21 protein-coding genes are annotated in these 20,419 nt (G+C 71.0%); 9 read left to right on the top strand and 12 right to left on the bottom strand.

The window, feature by feature from the left end:
* Positions 1-35 precede the first annotated feature (35 nt).
* Positions 36-335, top strand: a complete 300-nt coding sequence (locus ASG32_RS06010) for an alkylphosphonate utilization protein (RefSeq protein WP_020092438.1) — start codon at positions 36-38, stop codon at positions 333-335.
* A gap of 33 nt (positions 336-368) precedes the next feature.
* Here the strand turns inward: ASG32_RS06010 and ASG32_RS34375 are convergent, their stop codons facing one another.
* Entirely contained in the window at positions 369-545 is a 177-nt protein-coding gene (locus ASG32_RS34375; RefSeq protein WP_012318104.1) for a hypothetical protein, read from the bottom strand.
* A gap of 225 nt (positions 546-770) precedes the next feature.
* Between ASG32_RS34375 and ASG32_RS06000 the strand changes: the two genes are divergently transcribed.
* Entirely contained in the window at positions 771-2,246 is a 1,476-nt protein-coding gene (locus ASG32_RS06000) for a serine protease (RefSeq protein ID WP_056523486.1), read from the top strand.
* Positions 2,247-2,346: 100 nt separating this feature from the next.
* Here ASG32_RS06000 and ASG32_RS33250 read toward each other — a convergent pair whose 3' ends face one another.
* From ASG32_RS33250 to ASG32_RS05970, 7 genes are all read right to left on the bottom strand, one after another.
* The gene (locus ASG32_RS33250) at positions 2,347-2,502 is read right to left on the bottom strand and encodes a hypothetical protein (protein ID WP_007563230.1); all 156 of its coding nucleotides are present in this window, start codon (positions 2,500-2,502) and stop codon (positions 2,347-2,349) included.
* Positions 2,503-2,623: 121 nt separating this feature from the next.
* Positions 2,624-3,673, bottom strand: coding sequence for a cysteine synthase A (locus ASG32_RS05995; RefSeq protein WP_056523484.1), 1,050 nt, complete (start codon positions 3,671-3,673; stop codon positions 2,624-2,626).
* Between the two features lie 39 nt (positions 3,674-3,712).
* Entirely contained in the window at positions 3,713-4,783 is a 1,071-nt protein-coding gene (locus ASG32_RS05990) for a sulfate/molybdate ABC transporter ATP-binding protein (RefSeq protein ID WP_244491830.1), read from the bottom strand.
* Entirely contained in the window at positions 4,755-5,636 is an 882-nt protein-coding gene (gene cysW / locus ASG32_RS05985) for a sulfate ABC transporter permease subunit CysW (RefSeq protein ID WP_042672043.1), read from the bottom strand. The genes ASG32_RS05990 and cysW overlap by 29 nt, the downstream gene beginning before the upstream one ends.
* Complete coding sequence (gene cysT / locus ASG32_RS05980) at positions 5,629-6,483, bottom strand: sulfate ABC transporter permease subunit CysT (RefSeq protein ID WP_056523481.1); 855 nt, start codon at positions 6,481-6,483, stop codon at positions 5,629-5,631. The genes cysW and cysT overlap by 8 nt, the downstream gene beginning before the upstream one ends.
* 11 nt (positions 6,484-6,494) lie before the next feature.
* Positions 6,495-7,505: a sulfate ABC transporter substrate-binding protein gene (locus tag ASG32_RS05975; protein WP_107351926.1), complete on the bottom strand. Its 1,011-nt coding sequence runs from the start codon at positions 7,503-7,505 to the stop codon at positions 6,495-6,497.
* 411 nt (positions 7,506-7,916) lie between these two features.
* Positions 7,917-8,102 (bottom strand): hypothetical protein, encoded by a 186-nt coding sequence (locus tag ASG32_RS05970; RefSeq protein ID WP_020092430.1) that lies wholly within the window; start codon positions 8,100-8,102, stop codon positions 7,917-7,919.
* 224 nt (positions 8,103-8,326) lie between these two features.
* Here ASG32_RS05970 and ASG32_RS05965 point away from each other — a divergent pair, with 224 nt between their 5' ends.
* From ASG32_RS05965 to fdhE, 5 genes are all read left to right on the top strand, one after another.
* Complete coding sequence (locus ASG32_RS05965; protein WP_056523478.1) at positions 8,327-8,668, top strand: hypothetical protein; 342 nt, start codon at positions 8,327-8,329, stop codon at positions 8,666-8,668.
* Positions 8,669-8,821: 153 nt separating this feature from the next.
* Positions 8,822-11,902 carry a formate dehydrogenase-N subunit alpha gene (gene fdnG / locus ASG32_RS05955; RefSeq protein WP_082557764.1) on the top strand — a complete coding sequence of 1,027 codons (3,081 nt, stop codon included), beginning with the start codon at positions 8,822-8,824 and terminating at the stop codon, positions 11,900-11,902.
* Between the two features lie 15 nt (positions 11,903-11,917).
* The gene (gene fdxH, locus ASG32_RS05950; RefSeq protein ID WP_020092426.1) at positions 11,918-12,850 is read left to right on the top strand and encodes a formate dehydrogenase subunit beta; all 933 of its coding nucleotides are present in this window, start codon (positions 11,918-11,920) and stop codon (positions 12,848-12,850) included.
* 147 nt (positions 12,851-12,997) lie between these two features.
* Positions 12,998-13,720, top strand: coding sequence for a formate dehydrogenase subunit gamma (locus ASG32_RS05945; protein ID WP_020092425.1), 723 nt, complete (start codon positions 12,998-13,000; stop codon positions 13,718-13,720).
* Positions 13,721-13,724: 4 nt separating this feature from the next.
* Complete coding sequence (gene fdhE / locus ASG32_RS05940) at positions 13,725-14,720, top strand: formate dehydrogenase accessory protein FdhE (RefSeq protein ID WP_020092424.1); 996 nt, start codon at positions 13,725-13,727, stop codon at positions 14,718-14,720.
* A gap of 212 nt (positions 14,721-14,932) precedes the next feature.
* On the opposite strand, the gene ASG32_RS05935 is transcribed toward fdhE, so the two are convergent.
* The 4 genes from ASG32_RS05935 to ASG32_RS05920 all read right to left on the bottom strand — a co-directional run bounded on the left by ASG32_RS05935 (position 14,933) and on the right by ASG32_RS05920 (position 17,956).
* Positions 14,933-15,277 (bottom strand): hypothetical protein, encoded by a 345-nt coding sequence (locus ASG32_RS05935; protein ID WP_020092423.1) that lies wholly within the window; start codon positions 15,275-15,277, stop codon positions 14,933-14,935.
* 199 nt (positions 15,278-15,476) lie between these two features.
* A complete protein-coding gene (locus tag ASG32_RS05930; protein ID WP_012318087.1) occupies positions 15,477-15,962 on the bottom strand; it encodes an SRPBCC family protein in 486 nt (161 codons plus the stop codon).
* A gap of 212 nt (positions 15,963-16,174) precedes the next feature.
* Entirely contained in the window at positions 16,175-16,813 is a 639-nt protein-coding gene (locus ASG32_RS05925) for a L,D-transpeptidase (RefSeq protein WP_020092421.1), read from the bottom strand.
* Between the two features lie 156 nt (positions 16,814-16,969).
* A complete protein-coding gene (locus ASG32_RS05920) occupies positions 16,970-17,956 on the bottom strand; it encodes a nitronate monooxygenase (protein ID WP_056523474.1) in 987 nt (328 codons plus the stop codon).
* A gap of 116 nt (positions 17,957-18,072) precedes the next feature.
* Between ASG32_RS05920 and ASG32_RS05915 the strand changes: the two genes are divergently transcribed.
* On the top strand, positions 18,073-18,963 hold the full coding sequence (locus tag ASG32_RS05915; protein WP_056523472.1) for a LysR family transcriptional regulator: 891 nt from the start codon (positions 18,073-18,075) through the stop codon (positions 18,961-18,963).
* Positions 18,964-19,062: 99 nt separating this feature from the next.
* Positions 19,063-20,355 (top strand): ArgE/DapE family deacylase, encoded by a 1,293-nt coding sequence (locus tag ASG32_RS05910; protein ID WP_056523469.1) that lies wholly within the window; start codon positions 19,063-19,065, stop codon positions 20,353-20,355.
* The last annotated feature ends 64 nt before the right edge of the window (positions 20,356-20,419 follow it).

Below are 20,419 nucleotides of genomic sequence, written 5' to 3'. Positions count from 1 at the left end.
AGGACCCGGCCCCGATCCGGACAGGGGGCACGGTTTTGAGCGGCGACGACGAGGCTTACGTCTACGACGAGGCGACGGGCGAGTGGCTCCCGCCCGGATCCGCGGCCGCGCCCGCCGAGGCGAGAGCCGTCCGCGACGCGGCCGGCAACGTCCTGGCCGACGGCGATTCGGTCACGCTGATCAAGGACCTCAAGGTCAAGGGCGCGAACCAGACCCTGAAGCAGGGTACGGTCATCCGTTCGATCCGGCTCACGGACGATCCGGAGGAGATCGACTGCCGCCACGACACCATCAAGGGCCTCGTGCTGCGCACCGAGTTCGTGCGCAAGCGCTGAGGCCGATGCGGGGCGGCGCTTCTCCCGGCTGCGCTACCGCCGCCGCGTCTCGTCCTGCGGCAGGTGGCGGCCGTAGGCCTCCTGCTTCTCGGCGCGCTCCTGGATCAGGTCGGCGTAGGCCTGCCGCATCTCCGGCGAGACGCTGATGCTCTTGCCCTTGGCGGCCTTACGCTTCGGCGCCTTCTTGAAGGTGTTGTTCGTGTCGCTCATGCCGGGCTCCGCGTCGAACCGTGGCGGCATCGCGTGGCCGGACGACCGATCCGGGATCCGGCCGCCGCCCAGGGCCGGACATCCGCCCTGTAGCGCATCGCGGCGCCGGACGCACGGCTGCCGGGATCGGGCCGGGACCGAGCCGGGACCGGATTGATCTGGCCTGTCGCGGCGGCCTCTGCCAGGATCGGGACGACGCGGGGCAGAGAGTGTCGGAGGGCGGGCATGGATTCGGGTGACGCGTCGCGGTGTCGGAACCCGGATACCCTGCGCGGCCGCGCCCGGCGCGCGACGGCCCTCGCGCTCCTGATCGCCCTCGGCACCGGGCCTGTCGGGGCCCAGGACCGGCCGGCGCCCGCCCGGGCCGCCCCCAGATCCGCGCCGGCGGCCGGCGCGCCGGCCGACCCCGTCTTCGAGGCGATGCGGGCGGGCTTCGAGGCCCTGCCGGAGGCCGACCGCAAGGCCGTCCAGGACGCCCTGGTCTGGACCGGCGACTTCAACGCCGTCGTGTCGGGGGCCTTCGGGCGCCGGACCTTCGAGGCGCTCACCGCCTACGGCGCCCGGACCGGCGGGGCCGACCCCCTCGATCCGCGCGGCCGGGCGGCGCTGCTGGCCGCCGGTGCGGCGGCGCGGAACGCGGCGCGCTTCCGCGTCGCGGTCGATCCCGGGACCGGCGCCGTGATGGGCGTGCCCGAGAGACTCCTGGCGAGACGGACCGCCCTGCCCTCCGGAACCCGCTGGCAGAGCCAGGACGGCCGCGTCACCCTGGAATCCCGCGCCTTCCCGCCGGGGGCCGAGAGCCTCGACGCGCTGTTCGAGAAGGCGACCGCGCCGCTCCCCGGCCGCAAGGTGACCTACAAGCTGCGGCGGCCGGACACCGTGGTGGTCACCGCCGAGACCGGGCCGGGACTGTCCTACATCCGCTACGCGTCCGGACCGGAGGGCGTGCGGGGGTTCCTGCTCGGCTACGATCGCGCCCTGGCGCCGGAGGTCGACCGGCTCGTGATCGCCGTGGCGAACGCCTTCGTGCCGTTTCCCGATCCCGCCGCGGCGCCGGCCGCGCAGCTACCCCCGAGCCCGGGTCCGGCACCGGCGGCCCGCGTCGCCGCCCACCCGGCGCCCCAGCCACAGGCCGCGCCGCTGAGGCCGGCGAGCCTGTCCCCCGCGCCGGCCTCGGGCGCGGGTCTCGCGGTGGCGCCGGGACGCGTGCTGACCGCCGCCGCCGTGCTGGAGGGCTGCGCGCAGCCCCGTATCGGCGCGACGCCGGCGCGGGTGCTCGCCACCGATCCGGCCGGCCTCGCCCTCCTCGACGTGCCCGGCGCCCCCGCACCGCTCCGGCCCGCGCTCCGGGCCGAGCCCGTCGGCGCCGAGGAGAGCGTGATCGCCCTGGCGCCGGGTGCGGACGGGGTCCAGGCCGCTCCCGGTGAGGCGCGGGGCGGCGACGTGATCGCGGCGCTCCAGCCGGGTTCCGGCGGCGCGCCGGTGCTGGACCGGTCGGGGGCCCTCGTCGGTCTCGTCGCCCGCTATCCCGCGGCGCCGCGCCGGGTCGCCGGGGTGGTGCCGCCGGCACGCCTGCCGGTCGTTTCGGCGCGGGCGATCTCCGCCTTCCTCGCCGCCCAGGGCATCGCCGCGGCGGCGCCGCACTCGGGTGGCGGGCCCGGCGGGGTCGCGCCCGCCGTGGTGGGGATCACCTGCCGCTGAGATGGGGGTCGCGCGGCGGATCCCCTGTCGCTCGCGCGGGATCCGCCGGCGTTCACGAGCCTGGGCGGACGAGCCGTCCGCCCAGGCGACGGGCCGCCGCTCAGAGCCGCCCGGTGACCAGGAGCACGATCAGCACGATGAGCAGGATGCCGCCCAGGCCGAAGCCGGGGCCGCGATACGCGCCGCCGCCGAGGAAGCCGCCGCCGCCGAAGGCCAGGATGATCAGGATGATGAGCAGGATGGTGACGAGGGACATCGGTCGCGTTCTCCGGACGGTCGCGCTGGTGCGAGCGTGACCGTTCAAACGCTGCGACATTCCGTTCCGTTCAACGCCAAGCCACGCTTTTGTGAGGAAAATTCCGGATGAGACCCCGGCCTCAGGCGTGCCAGTCGGGAAGAGCATCCGCCGGCGCGTCGAGCCAGCCCGGAACCGGCAGGTCGCGCTCGGTGAGGAAGTCCGGGTTGAACAGCTTCGAGGCGTAGCGGGCCGCCCCGTCGCAGAGGATCGTCACGATGGTGTGACCGGGCCCGAGGTCCCGGGCCAGCCGGATCGCCCCGGCGACGTTGATGCCCGACGAGCCGCCCAGCGACAGCCCCTCCTCCCGCATCAGCCCGAAGACGATGTCGAGGGCTTCGCGGTCCGGGATCCGGAAGGCGCGGTCGGGGGTGAAGCCCTCGAGGTTGCGGGTGATCCGCCCCTGGCCGATCCCCTCGGTGATCGAGGAGCCCTCGGCCTTCAGGGTGCCGGTCGTGTAGTGGGCGTAGAGGGCCGAGCCCTCCGGATCCGACAGCGCGATCCGCACCTGCGGGTTGCGGGCGCGCAGGGCCTCGGCGGTGCCGGCCAGCGTGCCGCCGGTGCCGGCCGCGCAGACGAAGCCGTCGACCCGGCCGCCGGTCTGCGCCCAGATCTCCGGGCCGGTGCCGTCGACATGGGCCTGCCGATTGGCGACGTTGTCGAACTGGTCGGCGAAGAAGGCGCCCGCCGGCTCCGTGGCGGCGAGCTTCTCCGCGAGCCGCCGGGCCACGTGGACGTAGTTGTTCGGGTTGGCGAAGGGCACCGCCGGCACTTCCACCAGCCGGGCGCCCGCGAGCCGCAGGGTCTGCTTCTTCTCCTCGGACTGGGTGACCGGGATGACGATCAGCGTCCGGTAGCCGCGCACCGAGGCCACCAGGGCGAGACCGATGCCGGTGTTGCCGGCGGTGCCCTCGACGATCGTGCCGCCCGGGCGGATCAGGCCCCGCGCCTCCGCGTCCCGCACGATCGAGAGCGCCGCCCGGTCCTTCACCGACAGGCCGGGATTCAGGAACTCCGCCTTGCCGTAGATGGTGCAGCCGGTCTCCTCGGAGGCGCGGCGCAGGCGGATCAGCGGCGTCTGGCCGATGGCGGCCAGGACGTCGGAGGCGGGTTCGCGACTCGGTACGGTCATGGTCGGGAGCCTAGGGTGCCGCGCGGCCGCTGGCGAGCCTCACCCGAACACGTGCCCGCCGTTGATCCGCAGGCCGACCGGGTGGCCGGCCGGGTAGCGCACGCCGTCGAAATCCTCCACGGCGAGGACGCGCCCCTCGGCGTCGGCCACCTCGATCCGCTGGCGGCCCTGCGTCCGGTACGAGCTGCGCACGGTGCCCGACAGGTGCGCGGCCTCGGGCTCGGCGAGCTGCAGCTGCCAGGGCCGGACGTAGAGCTTGACCGGGCCGAACAGGCTGGTGGGCGCGGCGACCGGCGTCTCCCGGCCCCGGACCAGCACCCGGCCGCCCTCGGCGATCGCCTCCACTTCGACGGAATCGCCCAGGAACTTCATCACGGTGGCGGAGGCCGGGTTCTCCTGCACCTCGTCGGGCGTGCCGACCTGCTCCAGGCGGCCGCGATCGAGCACGGCCACGCGGTCGGACAGTTCCAGGGCCTCGTCCTGGTCGTGGGTCACGAAGATCGTGGTCTGGCCGGTGCGGTCGTGGATCTCGCGCAGCCAGCGGCGCAGGTCCTTGCGGACCTGGGCGTCGAGCGCGCCGAACGGCTCGTCCAGCAGGAGAACCCGCGGCTCGACCGCGAGGGCCCGGGCGAGCGCCACCCGCTGCCGCTGGCCGCCGGAGAGCTGCGACGGGTAGCGGTCGCCGAACCCGGAGAGGCGGATCAGGTCGAGCAGGTCGCCGACCCGGCGCTTGATCTCGGCCTTGGCCGGCCGGTCGGCGCGGCGCCGCGCGTTCAGCCCGTAGGCGATGTTGTCGGCCACGCTCATGTGCTTGAACAGGGCGTAGTGCTGGAACACGAAGCCCACGGCCCGCTCCTGCACCGGCAGGCCGGTGGCGTCGTCGCCGCCGAACAGGATCCGGCCCCGGTCCGGCGCGTCGAGCCCGGCGATGATCCGCAGCAGCGTCGTCTTGCCCGAGCCCGACGGGCCGAGGAGCCCGATCAGCTCGCCCGCCCGCACGTCCAGCGACAGGTCGTGCAGCACCGCCGCCGTGTCGAACGTCTTCGAGACGTTCTCGACCCGGATCGCCGTGGAGGGGCGATCAGTGTGCCCGGCCGTGCGCGAGCTCACCCGCGAAGCGCCATTCGAGGACGGATTTGAGGACGAGGGTGATGAGGGCAAGGACGGCGAGGAGCGAAGCGACGGCGAATGCGGCGACGAAGTTGTACTCATTGTAGAGGATCTCCACGTGGAGTGGGATGGTGTTGGTCAGGCCGCGGATGTGGCCCGACACCACCGACACCGCTCCGAATTCGCCCATCGCCCGGGCATTGCAGAGGAGCACGCTGTAGAGCAGGCCCCAGCGGATATTGGGCAGCGTCACCGTCCGGAACGCGTGCAGGCCCGAGGCGCCGAGCGTCAGCGCCGCCTCCTCCTCGGCGGTGCCCTGCTCCTGCATCAGCGGGATCAGCTCGCGGGCGACGAACGGGAAGGTCACGAACACCGTCGCCAGGACGATCCCCGGCAGGGCGAACAGGATCTGGACGCCGTGGTTGAGGAGCCAAGAGCCGAACAGGCCCTGGGACCCGAACAGCAGCACGTAGATCAGCCCGGAGACCACCGGAGAGACCGAGAACGGCAGGTCGATCAGGGTGATCAGCAGCGCCTTGCCGGGGAACTCGAACTTGGCGATCGCCCAGGAGGCGGCCAGCCCGAACACGACGTTGAACGGCACCGCGATCGCCGCCACGGTCAGCGTCAGGCGGATCGCGCTCCAGGCGTCGGGCTCCCGGAACGCGTCCAGGAAGGCCCCGAGCCCCTTCGAGAAGGCCTGGAGGAAGACCGCGAACAGCGGCAGCACCAGGAACAGCGCCAGGAACGCCACCGCGATCCCGATCAGGACCACGCGGACGCCCGCCCCTTCCGAGGCGACCGGGGCCGGCTTGGCGGCCGGCACGAAGGCGGGGGAGAAGATCTCAGACATAGCCGAACCGCCGCCGTGACCAGGCCTGGATGAGGTTGATGGCGAGCAGCGTCAGGAACGAGATCCCGAGCATGATCGTCGCGATGGCCGCCGCGCCGCCGTAGTCGAACTCGGAGAGCTTGATGACGATGAGCAGCGGCGCGATCTCCGACACGTAGGGCAGGTTGCCGGCGATGAAGATGATCGAGCCGTACTCGCCGACACCCCGGGCGAAGGCGAGCGCGAAGCCGGTGAGCACCGCCGGGATCAGCGGTGGCAGCACCACCCGGGTGAGGGTGACGAGGCGCGTCGCCCCGAGGGTGGCCGAGGCCTCCTCGATCTCCTTGTCGATCTCGGCGATCAGCGGCTGCACGGTCCGCACCGCGAAGGGCAGGCCGATGAACACCATGGCGATGAAGATGCCGACCGGCGTGTAGGCCGCTTGGATGCCGAGGCGCGCGAGCGGCGCGCCGAGCAGACCGTCCGGCGCGTAGAGCGAGGCGAGCGCGATGCCGGCGACCGCGGTGGGCAGGGCGAAGGGCAGGTCGACGGCGGCGTCGACCAGCTTGCGGCCCGGGAAGCGGTAGCGGGTCAGCACCCAGGCCACCAGGAAGCCGAAGGCCGAGGCGACGAGCGCCGCGATGGCCGAGACGCCGAAGCTGATCCGCAGGGCGCTGGCGACCCGCGGATCGGTGGCGACCTCCCAGATGCCCGACAGGCCGAGCCCCGAGGCCTTCACCACCAGTCCGGCCAGCGGCAGCAGGACGATCAGGCCGAGGCAGCTCAGCGTGTAGCCGAAGCTGATCCCGAAGCCCGGGATCACGCTCGGCCGTCGGAACGTCCGACGGGGACGGGGCGTCTGGACCATGATCTGAAGCCTCAGCGGCCGGCCCGGCTCAGACGGTCGAACAGGCCGCCAGCGTCGAAGTTCCGCTTCTGGATCTCGTCCCAGGATCCCTGGAGGTCCTCAATCTTGAACAGCTTGATCTCGGGCAGCTGGGCGAGGTCTGCCGGAGCGGCCGCCTCCCGCCGGATCGGCCGGTAATGGTGCTTGGCGAAGATCGCCTGGGCGCGGTCGCCGTAGAGGAAGTCGAGATAGGCCTGGGCCGCCTTGGTGGTGCCCTTCCGCTCGGCATTGACCGCCACCAGGGCCACAGGCGGCTCGGCGTAGATCGAGGTCGGCGGCGAGACGATGTCGAACTTGTCGGCGCCGAATTCCTGGAGCACGAGGTAGGCCTCGTTCTCCCAGGTCGGCAGGACGTCGCCGAGGCCGCGCTGCGCGAAGGTCACCGTCGAGCCGCGGGCGCCGGTGTCGAGCACCGGCACGTTCTTGTAGACCTGCCCGACGAAGGCGTCGGCCTTCGCGGCGTCCTTGTCCTTCCCGTAGGCGTAGCCCCAGGCGGCGAGGAAGTTCCAGCGCCCGCCGGCCGAGGTCTTCGGATTCGGGGTGATCACCTTCACGTCGGACTTGACCAGGTCGTCCCAGTCCTTGACGCCCTTCGGGTTGCCCTTCCGGACCAGGAACACCACCGTCGAGGTGTAGGGCGTCCCCTGGTTCGGCAGCTTGCTGCGCCAATCTTCCGGGATCTTGCGGGTGAGCTTGGCGATCGCGTCGATGTCGGACGGGATGCCGAGGGTGACCACGTCGGCGTCCACCCCGTCGATCACCGTGCGCGCCTGCGCGCCCGAGCCGCCGTGCGAGGCCCGCACCGTGATGGCCTCGCCGGTCTTGGCCTTCCACTCCTCCGCGAAGGCGGCATTGATCTCGCGGTAGAGCTCGCGGGTCGGATCGTACGAGACGTTGAGGAGCGCGGTCTCGGCCGCGGCCGGCAGCGCGCAGGTCAGCAGGCCGGCTCCGGCCAGAAGGGTCAGCCCGATCGCCCGAGCCATCCGGCCCAGACCTGAAGCGTTCGTCATCACGTCCGATCCCCCAGCCATCCGCGGTTGCGACGCAGGGGACAGGCGTCCCCGGGAGGCGCGAAATCGTTCTTTTTACCGAACGAAGTCAAGTCTCGGGTGTGGACCCGCGTGATGCCGTAACGTGATCAGGATCGACGATCGTGCCGGAAATGCAAGATAACTCAGGGCGGTAGACGATCAGAACGCATGGATCTTCTCTGTGGCGTCGCCGATGGAGAAGATTTCGTGCGCGGAATCGGGTTTCTCAGAACGAACGATCTTAAGTGCTCTAGCGCACATCGGGCGGCATTCCGCGGGCCGGCGAGAGCCGTCGGTGGTTGCGCCGCACGCGGTTGCCCGCAAGACGGCGATCCTCCGCTCCCCTGCCGGCGGCGGTCCGGGTCAGCGCTTCGGCTTGTCGAGCCGGGCGATCAGGGCCTCCAGCCGCTTGTCGACCGGGGCCGCCAGCGTCTCGCTGAAGAGCGCGCGCAGGTTCTGGCCGAGATGGCGCCGGATGTCGGAGCTCAGCGGCGGCGCGTCGACCGACCGCTCGGTCTCGCAGGGGCGTTCGGGATGCGGCTTCGACATGACCGGGAAATCCTCGCACCTGTGGACACGTACGGTTGCAAGGTTTGGTTAAGGAGCCGTCACCGCCGCGGCCGCGCTGCCGCCGCGCGATCCCGGTGCCCCGTGCCGGGTCGGTGTCGCAGGCCGGAACTGCCGCCGCAAAGGCTACGTTGCCCGGGCATTCCCCGCTCTTCATCCCCCGCTGCCATTCTCCCCGCATTCCCCCTGCTGCCAGGAGGCGCCCCGTGTCCCGCTCGATTCCCCTGATGATGTCGGTGCTCCTCGGTTTCGCGACGGCGGCGTCGCCCTGTCTCGCCCAGACGAAACCGGGCGAGATCAAGGGCGTCGACGCAATGGGCGACAAGTCCCGCAGCGCGCAGGACGGCTGGAGCCAGGCCCCGGTGCCGCGGGAGCAGTCGGCCGCCAAGGACGCGCCGGACCCGGGCGGCAACTCGATCAAGGAGAATGCCGACCGTCCCGTGCCGCCGGCCCAGCCCGGCGGCACCTCCGCCACCGAGCCGCAGGCGCCCCTGGAGCACCGCACGGCCGGCCCGTCAGGCGCCAATCCGGCCAATCCCAGCAAGTAAAAAAACCGTTCTCATGCAGGATGATGCCGGTGCGACAAACGTGTTGCTTCGGCTGAGACACGGCAACTTGCTGTGTCACGCAACCGCACTTGCCTCGCGCACGCTTTTTTGGGACAGCTTGGAATTATACCAGATCGCTTTTACGGAGCGGAGATGACGGTCCAGGTCTCAAGGCGTGGCCTGCTCAAGGGGGCCGGCGCCGGCCTCGCTGGCGGCTCGCTGGGCGCGCTCGGATTCGGCGGACTCGAGCCCGCCATGGCCGCCGCGGTGCGGCCGTTCAAGCTCGCGCAGATGCGCGAGACCCGCAACACGTGCCCGTACTGCTCGGTCGCGTGCGGCGTCATCCTCTACAGCCTCGGCGACCGTTCGAAGAACGCGCGCTCCTCGGTCATGCACATCGAGGGCGATCCGGATCATCCGGTCAACCGCGGCACGCTCTGCCCGAAGGGCTCGGCGCTGCTCGACTTCGTGCACGCCGAGACCCGCACCAAGTACCCGCTCCATCGGGCCCCGGGTTCCTCCGAGTTCAAGCGCGTGTCCTGGGACTTCGCCCTCGACCGCATCGCGCAGCTCATGAAGGAGGACCGGGACAAGAACTTCGTGGCCAAGAACGGCGACCTCACGGTCAACCGGTGGACCACGATGGGCTTCCTCGGGGCCTCGGCCACCACCAACGAGACGGCGTGGCTGACCTACAAGACAGTCCGAAGCATGGGGGCCCTGGTCTTCGATAATCAGGCCAGAGTTTGACACGGTCCGTCGGTCGCCAGTTTGGCGCCCTCCTTCGGACGCGGTGCGATGACCAACCTCTGGATGGACATCAAGCACGCGGACGTGATCACCGTGATGGGCGGCAATGCCGCCGAGGCCCACCCCTGCGGCTTCAAGTGGGTCGTGGAGGCGAAAGCCCATAACAATGCCAAGCTGATCGTCGTCGATCCGCGCTTCACCCGCACGGCGTCGGTGGCCGATCTCTACTGCCCGATCCGGCAGGGGACCGACATCGCCTTCCTGTCGGGGGTGGCCAAGTACCTGCTCGACAACGACAAGCTGCAGCACCGCTACGTCTCCGCCTACACCAACGCCGGGTACGTGGTCCGCGAGGGCTACGACTTCAGCGAGGGGCTGTTCACGGGCTACGACGCGGACAAGCGCGACTACGACAAGGCCACCTGGGACTACGAGATCGGCCCCGACGGCTACGCCGTGGTCGACGAGACGATGCAGCATCCGCGCTGCGTGATGCAGCTCCTCAAGAAGCATCTCGCGATCTACACGCCCGAGATGGTGGAAAAAATCTGCGGCTCGCCCAAGGAGACCTTCCTGAAGGTCTGCGAGCTGATGGCGACGACGGCTTCCCCCGAGAAGTCGATGGCCTCGCTCTACGCGCTCGGCTGGACCCATCACTCCAAGGGCTCGCAGAACATCCGCTCGATGTGCATCGTGCAGACGCTGCTCGGGAACATCGGCGTGCTCGGCGGCGGCATGCAGGCCCTGCGCGGTCACTCCAACATCCAGGGGCTGACCGATATCGGGCTGATGTCGAACCTCATCCCCGGATACCTGAACATCCCGGTGGAGAAGGAGCCCGACTACGCGAGCTACATCGCCAAGCGGCAGTTCAAGCCGCTGCGTCCCGGGCAGACGAGCTACTGGCAGAACTACAACAAGTTCTTCGTCTCGTTCCAGAAGGCGATGTGGGGCGACAAGGCCACCAAGGAGAACGACTGGGCGTACGATTACCTGCCCAAGCTCGACGTGCCGACCTACGACGTGCTGCGCGGGTTCGAGCTCGCCAAGCAGGGCAAGATGACCGGCTACGTCATCCAGGGCTTCAACCCCCTGCTGTCGTTCCCCAATCGCGCCAAGATGACGGAAGCCTTCTCCAAGATGAAGTTCATCGTGGTGATGGATCCGCTCAAGACCGAGACGGCCCGGTTCTGGGAGAATCACGGCGAGTACAACGACGTCGATCCGACCAAGATCCAGACTGAGGTGTTCGAGCTTCCGACCACCCTGTTCGTGGAGGAGGAAGGCTCGCTGTCGAACTCCAGCCGGTGGCTGCAGTGGCACTGGCAGGCGCAGGAGGCGCCGGGCGAGTGCCGCTCCGACATCGAGATCATGTCGGAGATCTTCCTCCGCATGAAGGCGGCCTACAAGAAGGATGGCGGGGCCTTCCCGGACCCGATCGTCAATCTGAAGTGGGATTACGCGATCGCCGAGGCGCCGACGCCGACCGAGCTCGCCCGCGAGCTCAACGGCTACACGCTGGCGCCGACGCCGGACCTCAACGGGACGATCATCCCGGCGGGCAAGCAGGTCGACGGCTTCGCCCAGCTCAAGGACGACGGGACGACCGCCTGCGGCTGCTGGATCTACTCGGGCTGCTACACCGAGAAGGGCAACATGATGGCCCGCCGGGACAACACCGACCCCGGTGACCGCGGCATCGCGCCGAACTGGGCCTTCGCGTGGCCGGCCAACCGGCGCGTGCTCTACAACCGCGCCTCGTGCGACCCCGAGGGTCGCCCGTGGTCGGAGAAGAAGAAGCTCATCGAGTGGAACGGCAAGCAGTGGATCGGCTTCGACGTGCCGGATTACGGCGTCACCGTCGCCCCCGATAAGGGCGTCGGCCCGTTCATCCTGAACCAGGAGGGCGTCGCCCGCCTGTGGACCCGCGGCCTCATGCGCGACGGGCCGTTCCCGACGCACTACGAGCCCTTCGAGTCCCCGGTGGCCAACCTCGCCTTCCCGAAGATCAAGGGCGCGCCCGCGTCCCGCATCTTCAAGGACGACCTCGCCGACCTCGGCGACGCGAAGGAGTTCCCCTACGCGGCGACGAGCTACCGCCTGACCGAGCACTTCCACGGCTGGACCAAGCACGCCCGGATCAACGCGATCCTCCAGCCGGAGGCCTTCGTGGAGATCTCGGAGGAGCTCGCCAAGGAGAAGGGCATCGCCAAGGGCGGCTGGGTCCGCGTCTGGTCGAAGCGCGGCTCCCTGAAGGCCAAGGCGGTGGTGACGAAGCGGATCAAGCCGCTGATCTGCGACGGCAAGCCCGTCCACGTCGTCGGCATCCCGCAGCACTGGGGCTTCATGGGCCACACCAAGAAAGGATGGCACCCGAACTCGCTGACGCCCGTCGTCGGCGACGCGAACACCGAGACGCCGGAGTTCAAGGCTTGGCTCGTGAACATCGAGCCGACCACGCCTCCGTCGGACGCGGTCGCGTAAGGGGGAGCGGCAGACATGGCTGACTACAGCTCCCTCGACATCCGCCAGCGCTCCGCCTCCACGGAGACGCCGCCGGAGATCCGCCGTCAGGTGGAGGTCGCCAAGCTCATCGACGTGTCGAAGTGCATCGGCTGCAAGGCCTGCCAGTCGGCGTGCGAGGAGTGGAACGACCTGCGCGACGACATCGGTGTCAACACGGGCACCTACCAGAACCCCCACGACCTCACGCCGAAGTCGTGGACCCTGATGCGGTTCACCGAGTACGAGAACCCGGAGACCAACAACCTCGAATGGCTGATCCGCAAGGACGGCTGCATGCACTGCACCGAGCCGGGCTGCCTGAAGGCCTGCCCGTCTCCCGGCGCGATCGTGCAGTACTCCAACGGCATCGTCGACTTCATCGAGGAGAACTGCATCGGCTGCGGCTACTGCGTGAAGGGCTGCCCCTTCAACATCCCGCGCATCAGCCAGACCGACCACAAGGCGTACAAGTGCACCCTGTGCTCGGACAGAGTGGCGGTGGGTCAGGCCCCGGCCTGCGCCAAGGCCTGCCCGACCGGCTCGATCATGTTCGGCACCAAGCAGGCCATGATCGATCAGGCCCACGACCGGGTCGAGGACCTGAAGTCGCGTGGCTTCGCGCATGCCGGCCTCTACGACCCGGCCGGCGTCGGCGGCACGCACGTCATGTACGTGCTGCACCACGCCGACCAGCCGAACCTCTACGCGGGCCTGCCGAACGACCCGAAGATCTCGCCGCTGGTCGCCTTCTGGAAGGGCGGCGCCAAGGTGTTCGGTCTCGCCGCGATGGGCTTCGCGGCGGTGGCGGGCTTCTTCCACTACGTCACGGCCGGCCCCAACGAGGTCGTGCCCGAGGAGGAGGAAGAGGCGGTCGAGTACGACGAGGCCAAGCGCCGGGAGAATGGCGGCGAGGCCCGGCCGCACTGAGACGCGACGGTCTCCCTCCCCCGCGGGGGAGGGAGCGCCGCGCCGAACGGTTTCGGCAGGGCGGAGACGGCTCGGGCGCCAGACCCGATTTCGAGTTTCACGGCCCGCCCGCCGCGACGGGCGGCCCCGTCAGGCGAGTGAAGGCCGATGACGATCCAGAACGATGTCCGGGACGGCGATTCCCGCCCCCTCCACCACGCCAAGTCCGAGGCGCCGGAGGTGATGTACGTCCCGCGCTACACCGGCGTGCAGCGCGTGAACCACTGGATCACCGCGATCCTGTTCACGCTGCTGACCCTCTCGGGGCTGGCGATGTTCACGCCCTACCTGTTCTCGCTGACCGGCCTGTTCGGCGGCGGGCAGGCGACCCGGGCGGTCCACCCGTGGTTCGGCGTGGCGCTGGCGATCAGCTTCCTCTTCCTGTTCGTGCGCTTCTGGCGGCTCAACATCCCCAACAAGGACGATGTCGAGTGGTCGAAGAAGATCGGCGACGTGGTCACCAACCGCGAGGACCGGCTGCCGGAGCTCGGCAAGTACAATGCCGGCCAGAAGGGCGTGTTCTGGGGCCAGACCGCGCTGATCGGCGTGATGTTCGTGACCGGCCTCGTGATCTGGAACACCTATTTCGGCGGCCTCACCTCGATCGAGACCCAGCGCTGGGCGCTGCTCGCGCACTCGCTGGCCGCCGTCATCGCCATCGCGATCATCGTGGTGCACGTCTACGCCGGCATCTGGGTGCGCGGCACCGGCCGGGCGATGGTCCGCGGCACGGTCACGGGCGGCTGGGCCTACCGGCATCACCGCAAGTGGTTCCGTCAGATGGCCGGCGGCCCGGCGCGCCGCGGCTCGGTGGACAAGCGCGGATCCTGATCGCGTGGCCAACTTCTTCAGGCGGAAACCCGCGGCTCCGGCCGCGGACAAGACCCCGAAACCCGCCGAGGCCCCGAAGCCCCGACGCCGGGATTTCAGCGAGCTCAAGCCCGATCCCGACAAGATCGGGATCTCGGGCTCGGTCCCGTTCGTGCGCCTGCCCGATCCCGCGACGCTGTTCGCCGACCGGGCCGCGCGCCTGGCGGAGGCCGCGCCAGGGCACCCGCTGGAGGCCTATCTCCGGTTCGTCGGTGAGGTCGCCCGCGCCCAGGCGGCGATCCAGGCACGGTTTCCGGCCCCGCCGGCGCCGGATCCCGCCGATCAGGCGCTGAGGAGCGAGCACGGCATGCCGCCGCTGTCGCGGCACAGCCTCGAGGCCGACCAGGATTTCGACGCGTGCCTCCTGGCGCTGCTCGACGCGCTGGATCTCGCGACCGCGCCCGAGGCCTCGGCCGCGGCGCGGGATGCCCTGCGGGCCGCCGCGCCGGAGGAGCGCCGCGATCTCGCCGTGCAGGTTTTCGAGGGCGCGCTGCCGGTCGACCGGATCGCTGAATGCCTGTTCGTCTCAGCCGCGTTGCAGGTGCGCTTCGCCGAGCGGGCCGCGCGCCTCGACACGCGGACGCTGAAGCCCGTCGCGGACGGCGTCTGCCCGTGCTGCGGCGGCGCGCCGGTGGCGAGCGTCATCGTCTCCTGGACCCCGGCCGACAAGGCCCGGTATCTCAGCTGCTCGGTCTGCGGCACGTACTGGAACCACGTCCGGATCCGCTGCACCGCCTGCGGCGACGGCGAGAGTGTCAGCTATTACGGGCTCGATGAGGTCTCGAAGGACGTCCAGGTCGAGACCTGCACGACCTGCCACAGCTACATCAAGCACCTCCACCAGCACCGAGCGCCGGCCCTCGACCCGGTGGCGGACGACATCGCGTCCTACGGGCTCGACCTGAAGATCGCCGAGGACGGGTTCCGGCGCGCCGGACTGAACCTGCTGTTCGTGATCTAGCGCGGGATGCGCCCATCCCGACCGACGGCCTCGTCCCGAGGTGGCCGTGTCGGGGGGCCTCGAGGGCGAGTTCCAGAGAGCGCGCGGCGCCTGGAGGCCGCCTTCGAGACCTCCGCCGCGCTCCGCACCGCGGGATGAGGGGCCGGGTCGGACGCGCCTGCAGGATCGACAGCGCGATCCTGCAGGCGCGGCGGGAAAGGAAAACCCCGCGCTCAGCGGTAGCCGTAGCGGCTCTTGGCGGCGGCGAGCAGGTGCAGGGCTTCGCCCGACTTGCCGGCCGAGCACTCCGCGGCGGCGTGGGCGAGGTCGGCGCTGAAGCGGTCGCCCACCGGCTTGTTGAGGTTGCCGGTGGCCACGTCGCTGTCGACGATCGCCTTCGTGCGGGCGATCTCCGGGCCGCAACCGCTGCCCGTGGGCAGGGCCAGGGGCGCCGGCACGATCGGCGAGGGCTCGGTGACCGCGGGCGTGGCGCGCTGCTGGCAGGCGCCCAGCGCCGCGACGGCGAGGGCGACGAGGCTGAGGCGCATCGGGAGGCGGGACGCGGGCACGGCGATCATCCTGTTGGGGCGCGAGGGGCCGCGCCGCCGAGGTTCTGAGCCGAGCTTGGCGGTGGGTCAATCGCCCCGGCGACATGCCGAAGGGGCGCGAAGCGCGGGACGCGGTTCGCCGCGAACGCGCGATTCCGCTGTTGCCGGAGGGACTTGGTGCGCGCCGCCGGCTTCCGGCGTCGGCGGCGCGCTCCGAATCGTGACGGGCTTACTTCGCCTTGTCGGCGAGCGCCTTCAGGCCGGAATCGTAGATGCCCTGGATCGCGTCGGTGGCGACCGTGTCCGGCGCGCCCTTGGCGTTGAAGGTTCCGGTCCAGGTCACCTTCGAGCCGGAGCCGGCGGGGGCGACCGAGAGGGTCGACTTGTAGTCCGAGACCGGCAGCGGGCTCTCCAAGATCGTGTAGGTGTAGCTCATCACCTTGTCGTCGCGGGAGACCTGCTCCTCCTTGATGGTGCCGCCGCCCTTGAGGCTGAGGGTGCGGACCTTCATGCCGTCCTTGTCCGACAGGACGCATTTCTCGATGGCGGGGTGCCAGTCGCCGATGCCGCAGAACTCGCCGATGGTCTGCCAGACCTTGGCCGGCGGCGCGGCGATGTCGGCCGAGCGCGTCACCTCCAGGGCGTAGCCCGGCACGGTGGCCGCGGCGAGCGCCAGGGCGGCGAGGGGAAGGGACCGGCAGAAAGCGAAGGGCATCTCGGGGTGTCTCCGTCCGTCTCAGGTCGCGGCAGGGGCCGCGCAGGCTCTGATGGCCGCGCAGGAGCTAGGCCGGGAGGGGGCGCTCGGCAATGGGCGGGCGCTACGGCGCATGACTTTCGCGCTCAGACGACGCGGCCGGTGATCGTCCGCACGCAGGGGACGTCGTGGCGCCGATCGGCCGATACTCGCGGCCTGGGCCGCGATCCGGCCTACCAGCCGTCCGTCTCGTCGGCGTCGGCCGGGTAGCCGTAGACCGTCGCGGGCGCGTAGGCCGGCCGGGCCGCCGGGCGGTAGTAGGCCGGCACCGACCGGCGCCCCATCTGATCGCTGTTCGCCAGCAGATCGTCCGGCTCGTAGGGGCTGCGGTTCCGGGCGAGCCGGGTGCCGCGCCGGCCGCGGTCCGCCATCGGAACATCCGCCCCCTCGATCACCACCCGCGTCCGGCCCATGCCCTGGCTCTTCACGAGGTTGAACAGGGTCGCGGCGTTGCGCACCGACAGGCGCACGCAGCCGTGCGAGGCCGCGCGCCCGAGGCTCCGGACGTGGTTGGTGCCGTGAATGGCGTGGCCCTGGGTCGTGAAGAACATCGCGAAGGGCATGGGCGCGTCGTCCCACTCCTTCGAGAAGTGCGTGCGCTCCATCCGGAACGGGCGGTAGGCGCCGGACGGGGTGTCGTAGCTCGCGACGCCGGTCGAGACCGGCCAGGAATAGCGCGGCTGGCCGTCGACCGAAACCTCCATGCGCTGGGTGGTCTTGTCGACGTTGACGAGCACGTCCGCGCTGGCCGTCGCGGGAATCCCCGCGCACAGGAGCAGCCCGGACAGGACGGAGATCAGACCAATACGCATGAGCGACTCCGACTCGAGACGCGCCTCGAGAAACCGCGACGGTTTGCCGTCACGCTAAACCGTCGGCAACTCCGAGGTTCCGGTCCGCGGCAACCCTGCGTAGTCACGCTTTGCTGAGCACCCTCACAGCACCCTCACAGCACCCTGGCGGCGCCCTCACGGCGCAGCCGCGGCCATGCCGGAGATCCGGCGGATCGCGGCCTCGGCCTCCTCGGCGATGCGCAGGACGAGGTCGCCGGCGCCCGGCAGGTCGGCGATGAGCCCGACGGCCTCGCCGACCGTGACGTTGGCGACGTCGTAGTCGCCCGCCGCGTCGGCATCCTCCACGTCCCGGCGCCGCTCGGCCGAGGCCGCGCGCAGCGCGTCCTCGCGGCCGTGCCACGTCTCGATGAAGGCGTTGCGCAGGAGTCGCCCGGTATAGGGCGCCGGCCAGGCCCGCTGGCGGGCGATGTCGTAGACCTGCGTGCGGATCGTGTCGTCGCCGGTCGCGGCGAGAACCCGCTGCTTCGCGGCTGGGTGGATCAGCGCCTCCCGGCTGGCCCAGAACCGCGTCCCCATCAGGACACCGTCGGCCCCCAGCGCCAGGGCGGCGGCGAGGCCGCGCCCGTCCGCGATGCCGCCCGCCGCGAGGAGCAGCGTCTCGGGGCGCTCACGGGCGATCAGGTCGGCGACCGCCGGCACGAACGCTGCGGTCCCGCGGGCGGTGAGGCCGTGGCCGCCGGCCTCCGTCCCCTGCGCTACCACCGCGGCCGCGCCGACCTCGAGGGCACGCCTCGCATGCGCCAGGGTGTGCACTTGGCAGATCAGCGGCACGCCGGCGGCGCGGATCCGGTCCGCGAACGGCGCGGGATCCGCGAAGGAGAGCATCAGGGCCGCGGGCGACCGGGCGAGCGCCGCGTCGAGGAGCGACGGGTCCCGGGCCATCGACCACGTGATGAAGCCGCAGCCGACCCGCTGATTGCCCGCGCGGGCGAATTCCCGGTCGAGCGTCGCGTGGTCGCCGTAGCCGCCGCCGATCAGGCCGAGGCCGCCGGCGGCGCTCACCGCCGCCGCGAGGGCACCCCCCGAGGCCGGGTCCATGGGGGCCAGCAAGATCGGGTGTCGCAGCCCGAAGGCGTCGGTGAGTCTGGTCCTCAAGGCCATGGATCCCCTCCCCGGGTAGCGTCTCGGTTGCGCGCGCCGCCCGCCAGGGATTAGCGCTCGCGCGATGGCGGAAAAAATGATTCCTTCTGAAGGAAGGCATCGGAAAAGCAGATGGCATGAACAGCACCGACCTGATGTTCTTCGCGGCGGTGGCCGAGACCGGCGGCATCGGGCGGGCGGCGGCGCGGCTCAACACTGTCCAGTCCAACGTCACCGGCCGGATCCGCGCCCTGGAGCAGGCCCTGCGCGTGCCGCTCTTCCACCGCGGCAGCCGCGGTGTGACGCTGACCCGGGCGGGTGAGCGGCTCCTGCCCTACGCGCTCCAGGTCGGACAGCTGCTCGCGGAGGCGCGCCACGCCCTGCTGGCTGAGGGCGAGCCGCGCGGACCCCTGCGGATCGGCGCCATGGAGACGACCGCGGCCCTGCGCCTGCCCGGCCCGCTCGCCGACTTCGCCGCGCGCCACCCGGACGTGGACATCGAGCTGGAGACCGGCCCGACCGAGCACCTGATCGCCCGGGTCCTCGACCGGAGCCTGGAGGGGGCCTTCGTGGCCGGCCCGGTCGCGCAGGCCGACCTCGTCGGGATCCCGGTCTTCACGGAGGAGCTGGTGCTGGTGGCGCACCCGGCCGTCGGCGACCTCGCGGCGCTGCTCGACCGGCTGGCCCGGGCGCGCGACGCGAAGGTGCTCGTGTTCCGGGCCGGCTGCTCGTACCGGAGGCGCCTGGAGGCGTTCCTGGCCCGCCAGGGCCTCGTGCATGTGCGACGCATGGAATTCGGGACCCTCGACGGCATCCTCGGCTGCGTGGCGGCCGGCCTGGGCGTGACCCTGGTTCCGCGGGCCGTGGCAGAGCCGGCGCACCGCGCGGGCCGGGTCTCGGTTCACCCGGTGCCCGACGGGGACGGGCACGTCCCGACGCTGCTGGTCCGCCGCGCCGACGACCGGCCGAGCGCGGCCTTCGCGCGGTTCGCCGAGCAGGTCCGGACGGCCCTCCCGGATGTGACCTAGGACCCCGGTTCCGGCACGCGCCATGCTCTCGGCAACCGCCGGTTGACAGCGGCCCAAGCCCGGGCGCTTCCTCCCGGCCGCAGACGGTTCGGAGTTTCCATGGCCCTCGACCCCACCCTCGCCGCCGAGATCGAAGCCTCCGTGGCGGAGGGCTTCGCCGATCAGGTCGCCCACACGCAGGCGCTTGTCCGGTTCGCGTCCCTGCGCGGGGAGGAGCATGCCTGCCAGGACTACGTCTTCGACCAGTTCCGCGCCCGCGGCTACGCCACAGAGCGCTTCGCCATGGATCGGGACGCCATCGCGGCCCATCCGGGCGGCTCGAAGATCGACGCGGCGCACCACTCGGACGCGCCGATCGTGGTCTGCCACCACCGGCCGAGCACCGAGACCGGGCGCTCGCTGATCCTGCAGGCCCATGTCGACGTCGTGCCGCCGGGGCCCCTTGACCTCTGGACCCATCGGCCCTTCGACCCGGTGATCCAGGGCGACTGGATGTACGGCCGCGGCGCCGGCGACATGAAGGCCGGGCACGCCGCCAACCTGTTCGCCCTCGACGCGCTCGCCCGCCTCGGCCTCCAGCCGGCGGCCTCCGTGACGGTGCAGTCGGTGGTCGAGGAGGAATCCACCGGCAACGGCGCCCTGATGACCCACCTGCGCGGCTACCGGGCCGACGCCGTGCTGATCCCCGAGCCGGAGGACGAGAAGCTCGTGCGCGCCAATACCGGCGTGCTCTGGTTCACTGTCGAGGTGCGGGGCGTCCCGGTCCACGTCCGCGAGATGGGCGCGGGCGCCAACGCCATCGACGCCACCTACCGGGTGATCGGCGCGCTGCGCGCCGTCGAGGCCCGCTGGAACGCCGAGAAGGCCGCGCACTCGCATTTCGAGACCGAGGACCACCCGATCAATCTCAACATCGGCAAGATCGAGGGCGGCGACTGGGCCTCCTCGGTCCCGGCCTGGTGCCGGATCCACTGCCGGGTGGCGCTCTACCCGGGCGTCACCGCCGCGCAGGCCGCTGCCGAGATCGAGGCCGCGGTGGCGGGCTTCTCCCGCACCGACCCGTTCCTGGCCAACAGCCCGCCACGGGTGGTGTTCAACGGCTTCTTCGCCGAGGGTTACGTGCTGGAGGAAGGCTCGGAGGCCGAGGCCGTGCTCGGCCGCGCCCACGAGCGGGCGATCGGGTCGCCGCTCCAGAGCTTCATGACGGCGGGCTACCTCGATACCCGCGTCCACGCTCTCTACGATCGGGTGCCGGCCCTCTGCTACGGCCCGACCTCTCAGAACATCCACGGCTTCGACGAGCGGGTCAGCCTCGCCTCGGTGAAGCGGATCACGACCACCATGGCGCTGTTCGTGGCCGAGTGGTGCGGGACGGAGCGGAAGGCGGGGTGAGCCGCCGTCCTTGCGAGCGCAGCGAAGCAATCCAGGGTAGCGCTGCGCTCACGGGCGTCGTGCA

This window comes from Methylobacterium sp. Leaf361 (assembly GCF_001424445.1).
GTDB lineage: Bacteria > Pseudomonadota > Alphaproteobacteria > Rhizobiales > Beijerinckiaceae > Methylobacterium.
This window is presented reverse-complemented; position numbering and strand designations above follow the sequence as displayed.

Excerpts from the sequence above, each read along its gene's own strand:
- ASG32_RS05920 (WP_056523474.1), bottom strand. The coding sequence starts at position 17,956 with ATGGCCTTGAGGACCAGACTCACCGACGCCTTCGGGCTGCGACACCCG.
- ASG32_RS05930 (WP_012318087.1), bottom strand. The coding sequence starts at position 15,962 with ATGCCCTTCGCTTTCTGCCGGTCCCTTCCCCTCGCCGCCCTGGCGCTC.
- ASG32_RS05970 (WP_020092430.1), bottom strand. The coding sequence starts at position 8,102 with ATGTCGAAGCCGCATCCCGAACGCCCCTGCGAGACCGAGCGGTCGGTC.
- ASG32_RS05995 (WP_056523484.1), bottom strand. The coding sequence starts at position 3,673 with ATGACCGTACCGAGTCGCGAACCCGCCTCCGACGTCCTGGCCGCCATC.
- ASG32_RS05945 (WP_020092425.1), top strand. The coding sequence starts at position 12,998 with ATGACGATCCAGAACGATGTCCGGGACGGCGATTCCCGCCCCCTCCAC.
- ASG32_RS33250 (WP_007563230.1), bottom strand. The coding sequence starts at position 2,502 with ATGTCCCTCGTCACCATCCTGCTCATCATCCTGATCATCCTGGCCTTC.
- ASG32_RS05975 (WP_107351926.1), bottom strand. The coding sequence starts at position 7,505 with ATGGCTCGGGCGATCGGGCTGACCCTTCTGGCCGGAGCCGGCCTGCTG.
- ASG32_RS05910 (WP_056523469.1), top strand. The coding sequence starts at position 19,063 with ATGGCCCTCGACCCCACCCTCGCCGCCGAGATCGAAGCCTCCGTGGCG.
- ASG32_RS05915 (WP_056523472.1), top strand. The coding sequence starts at position 18,073 with ATGAACAGCACCGACCTGATGTTCTTCGCGGCGGTGGCCGAGACCGGC.
- fdxH (WP_020092426.1), top strand. The coding sequence starts at position 11,918 with ATGGCTGACTACAGCTCCCTCGACATCCGCCAGCGCTCCGCCTCCACG.
- ASG32_RS05935 (WP_020092423.1), bottom strand. The coding sequence starts at position 15,277 with ATGATCGCCGTGCCCGCGTCCCGCCTCCCGATGCGCCTCAGCCTCGTC.
- ASG32_RS34375 (WP_012318104.1), bottom strand. The coding sequence starts at position 545 with ATGAGCGACACGAACAACACCTTCAAGAAGGCGCCGAAGCGTAAGGCC.
- cysT (WP_056523481.1), bottom strand. The coding sequence starts at position 6,483 with ATGGTCCAGACGCCCCGTCCCCGTCGGACGTTCCGACGGCCGAGCGTG.
- ASG32_RS05925 (WP_020092421.1), bottom strand. The coding sequence starts at position 16,813 with ATGCGTATTGGTCTGATCTCCGTCCTGTCCGGGCTGCTCCTGTGCGCG.
- cysW (WP_042672043.1), bottom strand. The coding sequence starts at position 5,636 with ATGTCTGAGATCTTCTCCCCCGCCTTCGTGCCGGCCGCCAAGCCGGCC.
- ASG32_RS06000 (WP_056523486.1), top strand. The coding sequence starts at position 771 with ATGGATTCGGGTGACGCGTCGCGGTGTCGGAACCCGGATACCCTGCGC.